The organism is Opitutaceae bacterium (genome assembly GCA_041395105.1).
Taxonomy (GTDB): Bacteria; Verrucomicrobiota; Verrucomicrobiia; order Opitutales; family Opitutaceae; genus B12-G4.
Window position 1 is genome coordinate 1,115,699 of the sequence record JAWLBB010000001.1, and the last position, 18,135, is coordinate 1,133,833.

An 18,135-nucleotide genomic window follows, 5' to 3' on the forward strand; every position below is an offset into this window, starting at 1 on the left:
TTCCGGTGTCTGGAGTCCGCAAAAGTACGGTATCTCGCTGGGTATTAGGGGATTCCCTTAGAGGCGGTTAGTGCGGCTCCCTCTAGGAAATCCTGCATCCATCTGCTATTGTTACATCGAACAACGGGAAGACTCCTTTCCGTAGTCGTCAACCAACTGTCAAATCGTGGGGGAACTTAACTCAATCCAGAAGCTCTTGCTGTCCGTTTTCGTCCTTGGGGGCGGGGCGGTCAGTTTTGCGTCGGTCGTTTTCCTGACGAAGTTGGTCAAGGATTTCGCGATCCGCCGCAATCTGGTTGATGCTGGGGGTGGACGCAAGGTTCACAAGACTCCGACGCCCCGCCTGGGCGGTGTGGCCATCTTCGGTGGTTTCAGCATCGGTCTCGGATGCCTCTGGGTGATGGCGCAGTTCATGCCCTCAATTGCGGAGTTTGTGCGTTTCCCGCACCCGGCGGTCATCACGGGTGCCCTCATCATGTGCGCATACGGATTGGTCGACGACCTGATGGGTTTGAAGCCCTGGGAGAAACTGGTCGGCCAGTCGCTCATGGCGGTGGTGGTCATTCTGGGCGGCTACCGTTTCTCGGTCGGCTCCTATACGTTGAATCAGCTCGGGATCGAGCCGGATCTGGTTCTGATTCCCCTCACTTTCGTTTGGATCCTTGGTGTTGTTAACGCCGTCAACTTGATTGACGGGATGGACGGACTGGCAACCGGGGTCGCTTTCATGGTGGTCGGCAGTCTGACTGCCGCCATGGCCTTGGCGGGTGGGCAAGTCGGGTTTGCTTTTGAAGCAGCCTTCCTGGGAGCCCTGATCGGCTTCCTGGTCTACAATTTCCACCCGGCCAAGATCTTCATGGGCGATTCCGGAAGCCTGTTCATCGGCTTCATCCTGGCTACTTACGCGCTGCCGGTCACGACCAAGGCGGCGACGGTCTATGGCTTCCTGATCCCGGTGGCCGCGCTGGGCCTTCCTCTTCTCGACACCACGATGGCCTTTGTCCGTCGGATCATGAAAGGCACTTCGCCCTTCATGGCGGACAAGGATCATATCCATCACCGGATTTCCCTGATGTTCGGACTCTGCCACCGCGACACGGTCTTCGCGCTCTACGGGATCACCATGGTCTTCGGTGTGACCGCGGTTGCCCTGGCCACCGGCCAGTTCCTCGTCGCCATGGCCAGTGTGACCGTCGCCCTGATCGTGGTCGGCGTCATGCTTTCCAAGCTCGGCTACTTCCAGCCGCGGCGTCTTCTCTTTCGTTCTTTTGTCACAGTGCTTTCAGGGTTTGAGCGCTTCCGGATCCCGGAAGTCTCCCAAGCCCGGGCGGTTCATCTGGCGACAAAGGAACACACCTAACCACTTTCTTCGTTAACAACGAGGGGAAAAAACAAAACAAGGACACCATGAAAAAACTACTAGTAATAACTTCGGCAGCGTTGATTGGGCTCGTTTCCCAGGCAACGGCTGCTTTGACCGTCACGAATGTTGGCGCCTCTGATCTGGCGACCGAACTTCGTGGACTGAACAAGAACGATTGGGCAGCTGCGACATTGTCCGGCATGCTCAACACCGGTTCCGGCATGTTCATCCAAGACAATACGGTTGATGATGGACCGGTCCCGATCGCTGCGGGAACGACTGTCGTGATTGAGAGCATCTACAAGCAGGCCAATTTCCAGAACGATTTTGGCGTGGTTGTGGGGAATGCACTTGCCGCAACTCTGCTGACCAACCTCAATCTGAACGAGAGCAAGAAGATCACTTCGGATTCGCTCGATGTTCAGGAGCTCGGTTTTGCAGCTGATGTCGGCGGACTCAACCCGGCAAAGTCCGCTGGGGTGGTGACGTCGTCTATGAACAACAATGTTTGGACCTTCGTCAATGCGAAGACCAGCAAAACCCACCTGCTCTGGCTCCTCGAGGATTTCCAGGAAGGTGTGGTCGGTCGCGACGATGACTTCAATGACTTCATTGTTCTCGGCACCATCAGTGCGGTTCCGGAGCCTTCCACGATCATTTCTCTGATCGCAGTCGGTTTCCTCGGATTCGTCACCTGGCGCAATCGTCGCAAGGCCAAGGCCTGATCGAGCTTGTTCGACAGTCAGAAAACTCGAAAGGGGTCCCTTCATCGGGGCCCCTTTTTTTTGGTCTGCCCGATGTTTCGATGTTTGAAGCGGTCTAGTGGTCGGACACGCATGATCTGACTGGTTGGGCAGGAGAGGCTTACGCCTCGATTCTTGTCTAGACCGGCTCTGGATCGAGGCGTAAAGCCTCTCCTACACACTCTCGTGGATACCTGATACCCATCAGTTGATCAGCGTCGGTCCACTAGTGGATTGGGTCATCCATGACGGCCACGAAGGTCAATGAATGCGAGTAAGGCGATCCTTGGTATTGTCCGTGTGCGCAATCACCGTGGGGCCAGACACTCCTCCGGGCTCATGGCCCCGCCCGGGTTTTCCATGGTTCAATGGAGTCATGGATGGCTGAAGGCGTTGAGCCGGCGTGCTCCGTGTGCCGGGTTTCAGACTCGAGATTTCCCGGAAGAGGTTGGCAGGGAAATTTCAATGAGGGTTTCCCTGATCTCGGCATCGTGCGGGTGTCCTATATCTGGCAATTCGGAAATCTGGTACTCTGTTGTCGTTCGACCGGGGAATGTTTCCACCGGTCCGAAACAACACTATGAAAAAGTTTCTCTGTCTTACTTCGGCGACGTTTATTGGGGTTGTTTCCCAGGCAACGGGAGCCTTAACCGTCTCGAATGTCGGCGCCTCTGATCTGGCGACCGAACTTCGGGCCCTGAACAAGACCGATTGGGCCCTGGCCGTCAGTTCCGGCTCGCTGGCGACAAGCGCGGGATGGCTCGTCAAGAACAATACCATCGACGATGGTCCGGTCACGATTGTAGCTGGAACAACGGTTCTGGTTGAGAGCATTTACAAAAGTGCCTCCTTCGAAAATGAGTTCGGGGTGGTTACGGCCGGTCCGACCTTTGGCCCGACCTTGCTGACCAACCTCAACCTCAATGAGAGCAAGAAGATCACCTCGGAATCGAGCGATACCCAGGAGCTGGGCTTTGCCACGGATCTGGGTGGTATGAGCCCGGGTGGGGCTGCCGGGATCGTCTCCTCATCGATGAACGACAATGTCTGGACCTTTGTCGGTGGCACCTCGAACAAGACGCACCTGCTCTGGTTGCTCGAAGATATCAAAGTCGGTGTGCCCAACCGGGACAGCGATTTCAACGATTTCATCGTTCTCGGCACCATCAGTGCGGTTCCGGAGCCTGCCACGATTATTTCTTTTATTGCGGTTGGTTTTCTCGGATTCGTCACCTGGCGCAATCGTCGCAAGGCCAGAAACTGAGTCGATCCGTCGATTCATGTTGACCTCTCAAAGGGGTCCCGGTTTCGGGGCCCCTTTTTCATCTCTAGAACTGGTGGCCGCTTCCGATTATAGACTGGCATCCGGGCGAAATCGGAGCAACCTCGAATAGTCCCACGCAGTCACGCACCAGGTATGGCAACTCAGGCACTCGTCTCTCCTCAGGAAAAACCCAAGCGTCGCTGGGTCGTCGTCGTTGCGGTCATCGTCGCAATCCTGCTTCTCGCAGTTTCCATACTTCCGGGCTGGCTCTCGAGCCGTTGGGCGGGTGAGGCGGAAACATTGCTGGCTGCCGGATCGAGTGAGGCGGCCGCGACCAAGGCGTGGGCTGCATTGCAGGCGCGGGAAGAGAACACCCGGGCTCTTCGTGTCCTGATCGAGATCAATTCCGGACGCGATAAGGCGGAGGCAATCCAATTGTCCCATCGTCTGATGGATACCGGTCGTGCCGAATTCGGAGATCGGGTCCGTTTCGCGGAGTTGTCCCAGGCAGTCGGGGACGCGGAAGGTGCGCGATTGATTCTGGATGGCCTGAAAGCAGAGCGTCCGACGGATGCCGAAGTGGTTCTGCTTGAGGCCCGCCAGGCGGCACTCGATGGGAATGGTGATCTGGCGCTGGTGAAGGTGGAGGATGCCCTCAGCATCGAGCCCACCATGGCCAAGGCAAAGCTGTTGCGGGGCCTGTTGTTGACTCAGTCGACAGATCCTGTCCGCCGTCTGCAGGGCAAGGATGCCCTGGTCGATGCCTCCCTGTCGGAGAAACAGGTGGGTATTGAGGCATTGATGGCTCTTCTCTCCTCGGAAAATCTCAATGTCTACGACGATGAGCGGCGTGCGCTGGCAGACCGTCTGCTCAATCATCCGCTCTCCGGTCTTTCGGAGAAACTGATGGCCATACAGAATCTGATTCTCTCAGACCCCGCGGGTCGGGCCGGATACGTCGCTAAAGCCGTATCTCTCTTCGAGGGCGATGATCAGCCTGCGCTTCTCGTGCGTTGGCTCATCGCGGTGGGCGAACCGGAAATGGCCCTTGAGCGAATTCCGGAGGACACCAGTGGGAATCGCGTCTATTTCGATGCCCGGATCTCAGCTCTGATGCGATTGGGACGGTATCAGGAGGTGTCCGAGGTGGTCCGGAATGACACTGAATTCCTCACTGAACTTGAAAAGGCATCGATACAGATTTATCTGGGCACCTCTGGAGACGATCCGCTGGCGCTCGAGGAACTGTGGCAGAAGGTCTTCCGTCTGGCGAAGGAGAACAATCGGCCGGATATCCTGTTGAGCCTGGCCCAATATGCCTTGGCCCAGCAGCATGTGGATCGCGGTCTGAAATGCTACGAATCGGCAGTTGAAATCGGACTCGGAGACCGGGAAACGCCGGCGTTCTGGCAGCAGTATTTCCTGGCCAGTCTGAATCAGCCTGATCTTGAGGTTCCCCGACAGATTGCGGAACAGATTGTCGCACGCTACCCGGATGATGCGTCCCAGCGAAACAATCTTGCTTACCTCGATCTGCTGTTGGATCGGAATGTGGATGAGGCCCGGAGGGTCAGTGAATCCCTCGTCGAATCGAATCCGGAGATCGCGGGTTTCCGGACGACGCTTGCCCTCGCACTCCTGAAGAGTGGTGATGCCCAAAGAGCGTGGTCCGTCCTTGAAGCAGACTCGATCGACTGGCAGAAGCAGGATGCTCCCTCGCGAATCATCGTGGCATTGGTCGCCCAGGAAGTCGGTCGATCTGCCGCGGCTCAGGATTACCTGGTCGGCGTGAATCCGGATGAGGTTCTTCAGGCCGAGCGGGAGCTGTTGGAGAAAATCCGGTGAGCCAAAGCGCCAGGGGGCGCTTTGGGGTTACTGGTTATCGGTTAAGGGGTGTAGTGGTAAGAGGGAAGGCCTTCCCGACGCCGCGTCTCGGGCCGGGACAGAACGGCTCGGAGAGCGCGGATGAAGAAGAGGTCGGAGGACTGAGGTCGGATTTTGGGAAGATGTCGGAGGTCAGAGGTCGGAGATCTTGTGAAGTCCCGGTTCGAAGAGATCGGGATCGAATGGCGTTCAGAGGACTTTTTGGCCCGCTAATCTACGCGAATTTCCGCGAATGGACTGGATAGAGGCTGCCGGGCATGTTCGGTGGATGTTTGAGGAGGTTCCTGCCGGGCCCGCTTGAGCCCTTTACGGCGTAGTCGCGCGAAGACGGACGAGCGTCCTCGAAGGAAACTCCTGTAGCAACCGCGCTCTGCCGCGGTTCACCCATCGGCATCTTCCCGCCGTTGTCGTGTGTCCCTGAAGAAGGCCGCGTCGGCTCCGTCTTCGCCTGGTTTCGATTTCTGCCGAGAAAATCAGTCACTCTGCGATCATGTCCCGACTGGCGAAGTCGCGATCAGCTCCAACGATACTGTCCGCAGTCGACTGTCAACCGTCCAACTGTCGCCTTTGTGTCAGTAGAAATGCGAGACACTGCTCCGCGGCCCCGAAGTTCAGTTCGGCGGCGAGATACCAAGCCCGTTTAGGTAATCGATCTCGGGGGTGGTCAGAGCGGCCCTGTCGATCGACCCCGCCAGTTCACCGGCTTCGCCAGAAAGTCCCTGGGCCTTGAGGAGTGCGACGACAACAACCTTCCAGCCGTCGCGGAATCCTTCCCTCTGGGCCAGGGCGGGGTCCAGGACACCGCGCGCTGCGCCCGCGTCGTTGGATTGGAGATAGGCAAGGGCGAGAGTGACGCGGTAATCGATGATGGAGGGAAAACGCGCGACTAGGTTTTCAGCGATTCTCCGGGCTTCGTCGATATCGTCGCCCCGCAGAAGCTTCACATAGGCGAGGGTATTCTGAGGCTGGGGGTAGGGTCGCAAGTCTCTCAACTGGAGTTCGTTGACCAACGATTCAATGATGTCGTCCCGCTTCAGTTCGTAAGCGAGTGCGAAAAGCCGGCTCTTTCCCAATAACGCGAATCGTGGGTCCCGGCTGACGCGTCGAAAGAAATCGAGCATCAGAGTGTCGTTGTTGAAATACTCGATGGATCGTTGGAGATAACCGAAATCGCGGACTTCAGCTCGCGCGATGGCGAGTCCCGCAGCAGTCTCCGAGGACTCTTCGAGGCCGAGCGCCTTCTGGATCCCTGCCTGATAGATCAATCGCTCCACCGGGGAAAGCGGCACCGGTTCACCTGAGGCCAGAATATCGAGGACCTCCTGCCCGCGGCCGCTTTCGAGCATCGCGGTCAGGTAGATCTGGAAGAATTCCTTGTTGGTCTTCGCCTTTTCTTCCGGAATCAATGCAAGCGCATCGGTGGGGAGACCATTGAGCAAGAGCCAGCGCGCACTGTCCCTGAGGTCCGCGTCTTTCGTGAGGTCGAATAGGGCAAAGATTTCGGTTCTGATATCCGGAAAGCCGACGGCCTTGCTTGCGAGAAGACTGGAGAAGGCCATTAGGCGGTCGTCCCGCCCTGCCAGCGGATGAGCAAGAAGGCTGCGTGAATAGCCCGCACGTTCAGTGGCGGAAATCAGATTGGTGGCGAGAAGAATACGGAGAGCGGTCAAGCCGTAGATATCATCACGATTGGACTGACCGCGAAGAAACGCCAGGCCCTCGTCGGTTGTTTCAGGAGATGATCCGTTGAGGGCCAGGGATGCGTAGAGGTTGAGAATCTCGGTATCTTCCGGATGCTCGCTGACGGCTTCCCGGACCTCGTCCAGAGCCTGTTCCCGCCGGCCCTCGGCCATGAAATACCGGATATTCAGGGCGATTGTGGACGCACTGTTTCCTTGGGATTGCTGAAGCCAGGAAAGGTAGGGCCGCGCCTGGGCGAGGTTGCCCCGGCGAATCGATTCGGTGACATAGAGCGCGATAATCTCCGGGCTTGGTTCGGGTCGAGAGAGGGCAATGGAAAGGTAATCAAGCGTCTGCGGATGATCGATAGCTTGGGCCAACTTGGCGACGGTATCGACAGCAATCGGGTTCGTGCGGTTGAGCAAGAAGGCGGCTTTGGCGGTGTCAAACGCCTCCTGATCGCGTCCTTCGGCCGCCATTTCTATTGCACGTTCAGCCAACTTTACGGCACGCCAGGTGAGCAGCTGTCTGTAGGCGGGCTTTGCGGTGAACGGAGCGCTGACCAAGCCGGCGACAATAATCAGAAGCAGCGCTCTGGCCCAAACGGGTCGATTCCAAAAAAAGGCCCGGGTCTTCCGCAGGAAACCCGCAAATCCCCGGGTGAGTTCGGCTGGCTGTTCCTGAGCTTGGACCTGGGCTCCCTTGACCGAGGTTCGAACGGAATCAGACAAACCTTTCCCTACTCGTGAAGCGCCTTTGACGCCACCCCGGACAGCTTGGGGTAGGGAGGCGATGCCACGACCGATGGCCGAGAGGAAGTCGGGTATGATCCGAAAACCCCGACGAGCCGATGAGCCCATCCTGGTTGGAGCATTCTCGAGCGACCTCTTTGCCGATTTCGTGGACGTCCGTATTGAATCGGTGATCCTCCTCCGGGACCGACGGAGGGAACCCACGAAATCAGACCAGGCGTTTCGCCATTTTGTCAGAAGTCGTCGGAGTTGTCGGCTCATGCGTTTTCGTCCGGTCTGTTTTCACGCCGGTATGGAGTTTGTTAAACGGAAGAATCGGTTGAAGATTTACCCTAAAGCCCGGACCTGTCGAGTTTTGTCGAGACAATGGGCTTGGAAGGTCGGCAGGGGAGTGGATCGACTCATTGGTCGGACTCGCTCTCCTGAACAAGCTTGTCAGATGTGCCGGATAGCCATTCAAGTGACGCCAGCAATATGCGATAAAGGGAGATGCATATTTCTATTCATCGTGTTTGGTCTCAGCGGAGACCTCAAGAACAGGAGTAATTCCCAACGACCCCGTGCCGTTGATTTCGGATCCTTAGGAAATGATCCTTCCCAACTTCCTGATCATCGGAGCGTCGAAGGCAGCGACGACGTCTCTCTATCATCACCTTGCCGCTCACCCGGAAGTATTCATGAGCCGGGTGAAGGAGGTCAATTTCTTTGCGTATTCACCGACGGGGCTGGGCTTTCCACCGGAGTGGGAGAAGGACAAGCATCACCAGTTTCCGGCGAAAACGATTGAGGAATACGCTGCGTTGTTTGATGACGCTATCGGCTGCAAAGCGACGGGTGAAGCCTCGCCTCTCTACCTTGACAGCCCATTGGCTCCGGAGGCCATCCGCAAGAGGCTCCCGGATGTGCGGCTGATCGTCAGCCTTAGAAACCCGGTGGATCGGATCCTGTCGGACTTCAAGATGCGCCTCCGATGCGGGTTCTCAACGGATTCGTTTGAGGAGGCCTTCCAACCGGGGAAGCAACTCTACGAATTGGGTTTTGTATCCGGTCTGCTCGGGAATTACTTGGATCGTTTTGATCGGAGGCAGATCAAGATGCTTCTTTTCGATGATATCGTCTCGGCCCCGGCGTCCGTCATGGCCGATGTCTATCGATTTCTCGATGTATCCGATGCGTTCGTGCCTGACCTGGAGCGGCGTTACAATTCCGCTCCGGATCGTCGAACGAAGAGAACCGGTTCCGGCCTTCGCGGATGGGCTGTCAGGTTAAAGCGGAGATTGCTTTCCGGAATCAAGTCTGGAGACAAGGTCACCCGAGATACCCCGGGGCTGACGAGCGACGATCTCGCGAAATATCGGGAGCATCTCGCTATCACCTACGGAGAGGAAATCAGACGGCTCGAGGCGATGATTGGAAGGGACCTGAGTGGTTGGATTCCTAGAGCCTGAGTGGAATCCACCTCGCCTCTACGGTCAGTCTTTGAGCAATCCGTTTTGGGCGAGGGCAGCGATCATTCGCTCGCAGGCGTGGGGCCACGTCCAGTAGTCTAGAATGTATTGACGGGCCTGGTGTCCGATTTCCACTCGACATTCCAACTCATGGATGACCCGGGTCAGCTCTCGGGCGAAAGGCGCCTCGAAACGCTCGGTGAGGGTAGAGGCTCCGGGGCAGCGCATGGTTTCACGGACCCCGCCTTCGCTCACGGCGACCACCGGCACGCCGCAGGCGAGGGCCTCCAGCGGACTCAACCCCATCGGTTCCATGATCGCGGTATAGGCGTAGACGGTAGCGCCCTGGTAGAGGGCAACCAACTCGGACTCGGAGACGTCCACCCTAAAGCTTAGGTCAACCGAGCATTCGCCAGCCAGATCTGTGAGGTGGTTCACTTCTGACGCGCTGGCCGTATTGCCCACGATAATCACCGGCAATCGGCTCGGCTTGTCGATCAGCCCGACAGATCGGATGAGAAAGTCATAGCCCTTTAGGGGCGCAACTGCGCCAACACTCAGGATATACCGATCGGGCCGTGGGGGTTCCGGCGGGACGAATTTGTCGGTATCGACTCCAAGGTGGATGACGGACGCCCGACGACCGTAGGCGCGATAGATCGTTTCGTTCGAATAGTGCGAATTGGTCACCAACACGTCGATGGAGGCTAGATTCTCCCGGTCTAGTCGCTTGATGGCACGCTCGAGGGCGTTTTGCGAAGGGCTGTACCACCACTCGGCTAGTCGAGCTGACCTCTTTCTGGCCGGCCCAAACTGGCGATCAATCCTGGGTTCGTAGAATCGGCGCATGGGCTCGGCGCAGAAATAGACCGTTGGGCAGACAAGATATCGCCCGACGTATGGGCTCTGCACGATCCTGTCATGATGAAGGAAGGCGAAGTCATATCCTTCCAAGTCGATGTCCGATGCGATCCGACGCGCAACCTTATCGAGTCTGCTCAGAGTCCGGAAAGTGCCGATCACATTGAGGTGATTGCGGAGAGCGGGCAGACTCCCACTAATCCGTTTGACCGGCTCCAGAGGATAGACCTTATCGAAGCGGACAAAAGCGTTGAGCGGAAGGTAGTCTTCGTTGGCGGTGGCGGGACGGTAGAGGTCTATTGTGTGTCCGCGTCGATGGAACTCCTTCGTGAACTCGTATAGTTCCCGTTTACTTCCTCCTGACGTCAGATTGTGGTAAATCGCGATTTTCAAAAGGAAGACTTGGGGGTTGGTGTTCGTCTTGCCAGGACGGTGATTCGTGTCACGGTTTTAGGTCTTCAGTTTCGACGTCTTCGATCACCAGTGCTGAATGCAGGATTTTCTCCACGGCCGACCATGCATCATCGATGTTCGCTTTTCCTTCAATGCCGATCAAGAGCATGGCTACAGGGAAATTCCGGCGTCCCACGCGGATGCGCTCCACCGCACCACGGAAGTGGTCCGTGATGGATTGGTTCCGGGTTCTGAATGAAACCACGTCATTCAATTCGCTTTCAGATCCCCGCAACCAGACTGCTCTGAACGTCTGAAAGGATTGATCGATCTGGGGGTAGCGCATCTGGTAGGTATCAAATGGAATCTGCGAAGATAGTAGATCGAATTCCTTCGGAGCCGTTCTTGCTTCGACCACGGCGCCTCCATTTCGGACCATGCAGATGTCTGGCGAATGATTATCGACCGCCTCCATTCCAAGTATCCCGCGGTCCCAGGTCAGAAAGTAGATTTCTATGCGACTTCCGTCGGGCAGATAGAACTCTGCCCGCTGGCCGTGATCGTAACGAAGGAATTCCTGGACATTATTAGGTACGTCCAGAAATTGAAACCCTGACTCGGCCGAAGGATCTGGCCAGTTCATGATGAGGGATTCGCCGACCGGTGCATCCTGGTCGTGCCTCGCGAACCACCACTCGATCAGAACAAATGACAGAACGATCCAACTGAGTGCGAGCCGTGCGAAGGCCGGACGAATCGGGTTGAAGTCCCAGAAGGATTTCTGTGACTGTGCGCCACCACCGGTCGTCTTCTCTCCTCGGTTGAGCCATTCCGAGACGAGAAAGAGGCCGAGACAGGATCCTCCGAAGGCCAGAGCTCCGACCCAATCGTGCCAAGCGTCGAACATGCCAGGTTCTCCGTAGAGGACCACCAGAGTCAGGGTGAGCGCCCTGAAGCAGTTGAAAGCAAACGCAAAGAAGCCGGCGGTGAAAACGAGGAGAAGCCGCTTTCCAATACCGTGTCGGAAGAGTTCGCCAAAAAAAAGGCCGACCATGACGAGCGCCTGGAGCGATCGAATGCCGCTGCAGACGTCGCCGACCATTACGGTCTGGCTGCCCACTTCGATGACGTTGCCGGTGTATATTGCGGGAACGGCAAAGAATCGGAGACATTCGACTGTGAAGTGGACGACTCCATCGGTCAGACCCGAAATGATTGGAATCTCGTAACGCTGAGGCCAAGGAAGCGCCGTCACGAGGAATGCAATGGGGAAAAAGAGGTGCGCACCAAACCGGCGCCCTCCCATCAGGATGGCAATACCGAGGGATAGGAAAATCACAGTTCCAGTATGAATCCAGGCGATCATCCTCCAATTTGGGATGGCCTCCGTGAACAACTGAACGAAGGGCAAAATAAGAAACGCTCCCACCACGAAGACGCAATCCAGGACCGACGGCGGAACAGGCGTGGGGCGGTCGCCTAATCGCCGCCAGATGAGAAAGAGGGCGAGAACGGGAACTACCCATCCGTAATTGTAGTAGGATTTCGCGTCCCAGAAAATCGAAAGCTGGAAAGCCCAATTCATCCAGACGATCACGGCTGAAAGGACGAGCAGCATGATGGCAAGGCGACCCGGTCCGGAACGGATCGGGATGACTGGCTCCTGACCGGTGCCTTTGTCAGTTGGAGTGGTCAAAATGGAAAGGGATGAGACGTAGACTGAATCGACGGGAAGCTGTACAATCTTAGCGCCCTCCGCAACTCCTCGTGTCACTAGAGCGGCGGAAAATGCCAGGCTGGAACCGGGTGGCAGCAGCCATGGTCGGTCTTGAGTCCAAGTGCAAACACGGCGCCAGGACGACCTGGTTTACGAGATTCAAGACGAACGGTCGACGCGTCTAGGTCCGATCCCAAATCAGACTAGTGGTCAGGGGACAGGATTCGGCCATGGACCCGGATTCCTGCCATTGGTATAGCCAATGTCGACGCCGATTCCGTTGGCCTCGCCGCCTTTCCGGAGATGAAAGTCTCCCACTTCTGCGTTGCGGAAATTCCTCCCATTGGAATTATCGCCATTGAGGAGGTTGTTCTCAACCCGGTTGGGGGTCTTCGTGAGGAACCACCAGCGGATGTTGTTCCCGTCGAGGCTCGGGCTGTCTGGGTTGGTCCCTGTCGGGCCTTCTGTAGAAATCTGTTTGGAGTTGTTGATCACTTCGCAGAGGTAGAAGGCGCCATTCCTCTCGACAGTATTTGACGTGTAGTAGGTAGTACCTGATTTCCAGGGTCCTGGATCCTTTGGATTTGCCCGGCTATCAGAGGTAGGGCCGCGCTCAAAGTAGTTTCCTTCAACGACGACCCCTGCCGGGTCCTTTGTCATTGCGCCCGATAGATTGTAGCTGCTCCAGGCGATATCTGGCAGGTCGGGATCCGAGTATCCGAAAAAGATATTGTTCTGGATCCGGGTCAGACTGGCACTGCTTCGGTAAAAGTGTACGCCATACCACCGTGAATATCCTATGGCATTGTGTGCGATCTCACCGGCTGTTCCTGTGGTTGAAATGCCTAGGTGTTCGTTGCCAATCATTACGTTGTGGGTGATAGTTGCTCCTTCAGGGGCGGGAAGATCATTGCCGTCAGATACCTTGTGTTGATTGGACGCAGCGCCTGTTACGTTCATCAGAAGACTCCGACGCAATTCATAGGCGCTGCCTTCTCCTTCGCTGGAAATATAGACGCAATGGTCGTGAAATGTGTTCCCGCCATCATGGATGAAGACTCCGTCGATGATGAGTCCCTTGGCGTTACCCTTGATGCCGGCATGAAGGAAGTTCCTGATTTCAACGTCGAGAATGCGGCAGCCCACGCCGTTGCTGGCTATCTGGTTGGCATGGGCGAAGAACCGAAATGCACCTTCGTGAATCTGGTCACCGTAGGGAACCTCGTCGCGGCGCTGATCGAAGACGATTCCGCTGAACTCGATGTATTGGCCCTGCAGTTTGACCAATTCAAACATGCCGCCTCGTCCTCCTCTGTCCCGCTCATCAAGCGCGCGCTCAACCGCTTGACTGGAATAGGTGACAATGGGGCGTGGTCCGCCGTCCTTTGGGCCGCGGATTGCCAACCAGTTGACTGGCGAACCCCATGAATTGACGTCGATCCGGTCGTCCAATTCGTAGACTCCACTTGCGAGTTCGATAAGCGTGGATCGGGTCAATTGACTGGCTGCGTTGGTTGGAATGGCGTTGACCGCGCGATTAAGGGTTTTAAAGGGTCGAGTGAAGGACCCGCTTCCGAAGAGATCGTTTCCCCGGATCGGATCGACGTAGATCTTACGCTCCGCTTCACCAGCAAATGATCGATCGGCGAGTCGAGGGACGCCGTTTCCGATATCCAAATCCTTCAGCGAGTTCCAGACCTCGAACAATTCTTCCCGGTGCATCTTGGTGTCGACCATCCAGGGCCACCCCCACTCTCTGAGGCTATAGACATCGCCGCGGGCTCTAGCCAGAGGGGGTAGGAATGCCAGGCTGTTGCCTTCATTGTAGAGCGTTCGGATTTCCGCAGATGAGAGGGTGCGGTTCCAGAAACTCAATTCGTCGAACATGTGGCGCTGACCGCTCACGTTGAGCGACGTCGATGTTGAGCAAAGATGGGGGTAGGAGTCCGATGTCACGAAACTACGGTTGTCGCTGGTTTGACCGTCCCGATCCAACTCTCCGTTCACATAGAGTTCGACGTCGTCTAGTTTCGCACCTCTATTCGGCACAACCAGGGTGACCATGGTTGGCTTCCCAAGAAAATCCGGCTCGGGCCAGACCTTCTCCGATCCAGCAAAACTCAAGACGATTTCACCTCCGTTCTTTCCTCGGCTGAACAGAGTGTAGCCGGGTTCGGTTTCCGAAGATCCGACCGAAATGAAGTAAGTGTCCCGACGGATGTTGTCTGCATTCCAATACCAAAAATTGACCGCTCGCGGCAGATCGGAACCATTCCAGGGAATCGGAGCATACTGGATGCCGTTCCGCTTCAATCGAACACAACGGCCGATGACTCCCCCATCTTGTTGATTGCCGATTTCGCCACGTGTGATGATATTCTGACCAGCGATTCGATCGACGGTCCAGTTGTCTGGACCGAAGGCATAGTGTGCAATGAGGCCGTCGCTCAGGCTGGTATCGTCGTGTTTGACCGCCGAAACCTGCTTTGGGGCGCCGGAATTCTGGGCGAGGATTAGGAGCCGATCGTCCGGAGAAATGTCGGCCAATGTGGTCGAAATCAGCAGATTATTCGAGGCACGGGAAGGAGATCGGATCGAATCGAGCAGTTCTTTGTTTTCGTTGGAATCCTGCATCTGGCACCCCGCAAGGGTCAGGGTGCCTTCGCTGTCGAAATTGACGGCCGGACTGAAGCTCGTCAGATCGAGACGCTGGAGTTCGATTTCGCTGGATTTGGCAACCTTGACACCCGACTGGGCGGATCCGGCGAGGGTGAGGTTGGAGAGGACGATTTCGCGCGCGGATCTGACCTCGATGACGGCTTCGGCGGCACTGCGAAGATCGATGATCGGTCGTTCGTCTCCATAGGCGGAGAGCACAAAAGGCGCACCTTCCCGACCGGAGAAATCTCCACCCAGAATAACCGACTTGCTGACGGGATATCTTCCGTTGCGGACTTCGACGGAGACTAACTGGTCATTCTCCTGCAGCGCGATACGGGCGGCACTCAGAGCCGCTTCGATCGTTGCGAAAGGGCCATCGGTCCCATTGAACTCGGGATCGCGATAGGCGCCGCTCCAATTGTCATCTCCGTACGTGGCGACGTAGAAGGTTCGCGTCTGAGATTGCCCAACTGCATTCAGCCAACCAATCATTCCGCTCAAGACGAGGATGAAGGCGCTGCAAATGTGTGGACAGCGTTTGAAATCGAATCGGAAAGATTTGTGATTAGGCACAGGACCGTTGGTGTTGGCTCAGATTTGTCTTGGGAAGCTGAACGGTGGGCACTCTTGGCAAGACTCTGGTTCAAGTCATTGACCCTTTTGTGGACAGAAAGTGATTACGACTCGCGGGGAACCGGGTTGACGATAGGTAGCTCGATTTCAGGAGTTTTCACATCTGAATCTTTCTTGAGCCGAATCATCGACAATTGCCTACCCCAATCACTATCAGATTGCAGGTCTATCGGTTGCCGAAATTGGCTTTCATTTTTTTCTGAAACAACCGATGCTCCAGCGGGTGATAGAAAGAAATGCCAGCTCGGTCGGAAATCTGAACCGGCTCGAACTCGATGTGCTCGCGTTGTTTGGTCAGTTTTCCAAGGTGTTGGGTTATCCAAAATCGGTTGGTGAAATCTATGGAACACTCTATCTTTCAGGTGGTTACATGTCCATGGGAGATATTGTGGGAAAACTTGAGATTAGCCTGGGATCGGTGAGCCAGGGCCTCCGGGTTCTCAAGGACCTTGAAGCCATTTCGGTCGAGCATTCTGATGTTGCCCGTAAGGATCTGTTCAGAGCGGAAACCGACTATGGTCGATTTCTTGCGTGTTTTCTCAGAGATCGTGTACAGCCTGAGATTCAGGTTCTTCGAGAGCGGATTGAGCGTATCGGTTTGGAAGCGAGCCGGGATTCGGGGTTCGAACCATCCGTTGTCAGACGGATCGATGGGATACGAGAAATCCATACTTTGTTGGTCGAACTGATACCCGCTGTCAGGGTGGTTCTGGAGGCGCAGAAGTGACCGGTCTGAGTGACAAGTTTGCCTGGTATTGCCTGCGATCCAAGACCAAGCGGGAGCACATCGCAGCTGCTTTTGTCGAGCAACAGTGTGAAACGGAAGTATTTGCACCGCGGATTGCGGTCTGGCGGAAAACCCGAAGTGGGCGCAAATTGTTCGTCGAAGCCCTCTTCCCCGGCTATTTCTTTGCTCGTTTCCAATGGGGTCAATCAGGGCGGCGGATTCTGTCGGCTCAAGGTGTTACGGGGGTCGTTCGGTTCGGCAACAAGGTGCCGTCCGTGTCTGACCTAATCATTGCCGATCTGCAGGCGACGATGCGAGAAGTCAGTGCAGCAGGTGGGCAAGGTGTCGGCTTGGAGGAAGGCGAAATCGTCGAGATTCTGACCGGTTGCTTCAAGGGTTCGACGGGTCGAGTAACCAAGGTGTCGGGGAGAGCCGATCGGGTTTCGATCCTGATCGATTTCCTCGGCCGATCGGTAAACATAGACCTTCCAAGATCGTCGTTACTGGCCAGCGAAACGACGGAGGTTGTTGTTCCCGAGCAATTCCTGCGATCCTGTAGAATTTGATCCAGTCTCAGTCAGCGAGAACTCCACTTGTAGTTTACCCGACGGCTTTGCTGGATATATTCCGGCATTCGGCCGGTGGCGGCAGCTTGTTAACATACTTTCCGAAAGTAGAAACCGGATTATGACACAATGACTCAACCGATGATCGAAATCAGCGGCCTTTCCAAGCGTTACCGACTTGGCAAGATCGGGGCACGAACCCTGCGAGATGAATTGCAGCTGTTTACGGAGAGATGGCGGAACCGAAAGACGGCTGATTCGGTAAGAGCGGATCGACCGGAGGATTTTTGGGCGTTGCGCGATATCGAGTTCTCCGTGGAACAGGGTGAGGTGCTTGGCCTAATCGGCCGAAATGGAGCTGGGAAATCGACCCTCCTCAAGATCTTGAGTCGGATAACGGAACCAACGTTCGGAAAGGCTGTTCTGCGAGGTTCTGTTGGCAGCCTGCTTGAGGTGGGAACCGGTTTTCACCCGGAGCTTACCGGTATGGACAACATTTTCCTGAACGGTGCCATACTCGGGATGGACAAAGCGGAGATCCGGCGGAAATTGGATGAGATTATCGCCTTTTCCGGGATCGAGCGGCATATCGAAACACCCGTCAAGAGATACTCAAGTGGCATGATTGTCAGACTTGGATTTGCGGTGGCCGCTCATCTCGAGCCCGACATCTTGATCGTTGATGAAGTGTTGGCGGTGGGTGATGCCGAATTTCAAAGGAAGTGCATCGGAAAGATGCAGGATGTGGCCGGGCACGGGCGCACCGTGATCTTCGTCAGTCATCAAATGGGGACAATCCAGCAATTGTGCACCCGATGTGTTTCCTTGCATCAGGGCCGCGTGGTTGATTCGGGCCCGACCGCCGATGTGGTTTCCAACTACCTGAACAGCTACGAAGAGGAGGCAGGAGTGGCGTTTACGGAAGAGAACCCCTATCGAACCGGATCCAGGGAGGTCAGGTTGACCGATGGTCGGATAGTTGATTCTGACGGCCGTTCGGTTACTTCGGTCGTTGCAGGGGCGGACTACGCCTTCGAGTTCGACTATGTGACCGACAATGATGACCTGCCCTTTACCTGCCTGGTCAAAGTTCACAACCAGAGAGGTATCGACATCGTCCACTTCTCGACACAATTCGAGGGGGTTCGCATGCGAACCGCTGGTGGCGAGGGTCGAGTTCGTTGTGCTGTGCAACGGCTGCCGCTACCGCTCGGAAAGTACCGGGTTGAGGTTGTTATCGAAGCATTTGGCCGGGCGACTGATTCGATACCCAACGCATTCTATTTCATGGTCGATTCGAGCGTCTTTTTTTCCAGCGGGCGGACCCCCAGGGACAGTCAATGTGCTGTTCTGGTGGATCATGACTGGAGTCACGACGCCCGGACCTCCAAACCTCAGATTTCAAAGTAAGGCAGACTCACAGTCAGCCTCTGGGAACCCACA

At 56.0% G+C, this 18,135-nt stretch carries 12 protein-coding genes; 8 read left to right on the forward strand and 4 right to left on the reverse strand.

The window, feature by feature from the left end:
* Positions 1-166: 166 nt before the first annotated feature.
* From R3F07_04385 to R3F07_04400, 4 genes are all read left to right on the forward strand, one after another.
* On the forward strand, positions 167-1,360 hold the full coding sequence (locus R3F07_04385; protein MEZ5275600.1) for an MraY family glycosyltransferase: 1,194 nt from the start codon (positions 167-169) through the stop codon (positions 1,358-1,360).
* A 47-nt stretch (positions 1,361-1,407) separates the two neighbouring features.
* Positions 1,408-2,088: a PEP-CTERM sorting domain-containing protein gene (locus tag R3F07_04390; GenBank protein MEZ5275601.1), complete on the forward strand. Its 681-nt coding sequence runs from the start codon at positions 1,408-1,410 to the stop codon at positions 2,086-2,088.
* A 598-nt stretch (positions 2,089-2,686) separates the two neighbouring features.
* A complete protein-coding gene (locus R3F07_04395) occupies positions 2,687-3,370 on the forward strand; it encodes a PEP-CTERM sorting domain-containing protein (GenBank protein MEZ5275602.1) in 684 nt (227 codons plus the stop codon).
* A 153-nt stretch (positions 3,371-3,523) separates the two neighbouring features.
* Positions 3,524-5,215 carry a hypothetical protein gene (locus R3F07_04400; GenBank protein MEZ5275603.1) on the forward strand — a complete coding sequence of 564 codons (1,692 nt, stop codon included), beginning with the start codon at positions 3,524-3,526 and terminating at the stop codon, positions 5,213-5,215.
* A gap of 650 nt (positions 5,216-5,865) precedes the next feature.
* Here R3F07_04400 and R3F07_04405 read toward each other — a convergent pair.
* Positions 5,866-7,413 (reverse strand): hypothetical protein, encoded by a 1,548-nt coding sequence (locus R3F07_04405; protein MEZ5275604.1) that lies wholly within the window; start codon positions 7,411-7,413, stop codon positions 5,866-5,868.
* An 860-nt stretch (positions 7,414-8,273) separates the two neighbouring features.
* Here R3F07_04405 and R3F07_04410 point away from each other — a divergent pair.
* Positions 8,274-9,134, forward strand: a complete 861-nt coding sequence (locus R3F07_04410; GenBank protein ID MEZ5275605.1) for a sulfotransferase — start codon at positions 8,274-8,276, stop codon at positions 9,132-9,134.
* Positions 9,135-9,158: 24 nt separating this feature from the next.
* On the opposite strand, the gene R3F07_04415 is transcribed toward R3F07_04410, so the two are convergent.
* The 3 genes from R3F07_04415 to R3F07_04425 form a co-directional block, all read right to left on the reverse strand.
* On the reverse strand, positions 9,159-10,388 hold the full coding sequence (locus tag R3F07_04415; GenBank protein ID MEZ5275606.1) for a glycosyltransferase family 4 protein: 1,230 nt from the start codon (positions 10,386-10,388) through the stop codon (positions 9,159-9,161).
* Positions 10,389-10,437: 49 nt separating this feature from the next.
* Positions 10,438-12,084, reverse strand: a complete 1,647-nt coding sequence (locus tag R3F07_04420; GenBank protein ID MEZ5275607.1) for an exosortase/archaeosortase family protein — start codon at positions 12,082-12,084, stop codon at positions 10,438-10,440.
* A gap of 231 nt (positions 12,085-12,315) precedes the next feature.
* The gene (locus tag R3F07_04425) at positions 12,316-14,739 is read right to left on the reverse strand and encodes a hypothetical protein (GenBank protein MEZ5275608.1); all 2,424 of its coding nucleotides are present in this window, start codon (positions 14,737-14,739) and stop codon (positions 12,316-12,318) included.
* Between the two features lie 871 nt (positions 14,740-15,610).
* On the opposite strand from R3F07_04425, the gene R3F07_04430 reads away from it, so the two are divergent.
* The 3 genes from R3F07_04430 (at position 15,611) to R3F07_04440 (ending at position 18,102) form a co-directional block, all read left to right on the forward strand.
* Complete coding sequence (locus R3F07_04430) at positions 15,611-16,126, forward strand: hypothetical protein (GenBank protein ID MEZ5275609.1); 516 nt, start codon at positions 15,611-15,613, stop codon at positions 16,124-16,126.
* Complete coding sequence (locus tag R3F07_04435) at positions 16,123-16,692, forward strand: transcription termination/antitermination NusG family protein (protein ID MEZ5275610.1); 570 nt, start codon at positions 16,123-16,125, stop codon at positions 16,690-16,692. Before R3F07_04430 ends, R3F07_04435 begins: the two co-directional genes overlap by 4 nt.
* A 141-nt stretch (positions 16,693-16,833) precedes the next feature.
* A complete protein-coding gene (locus R3F07_04440) occupies positions 16,834-18,102 on the forward strand; it encodes an ABC transporter ATP-binding protein (protein ID MEZ5275611.1) in 1,269 nt (422 codons plus the stop codon).
* Positions 18,103-18,135: the final 33 nt, after the last annotated feature.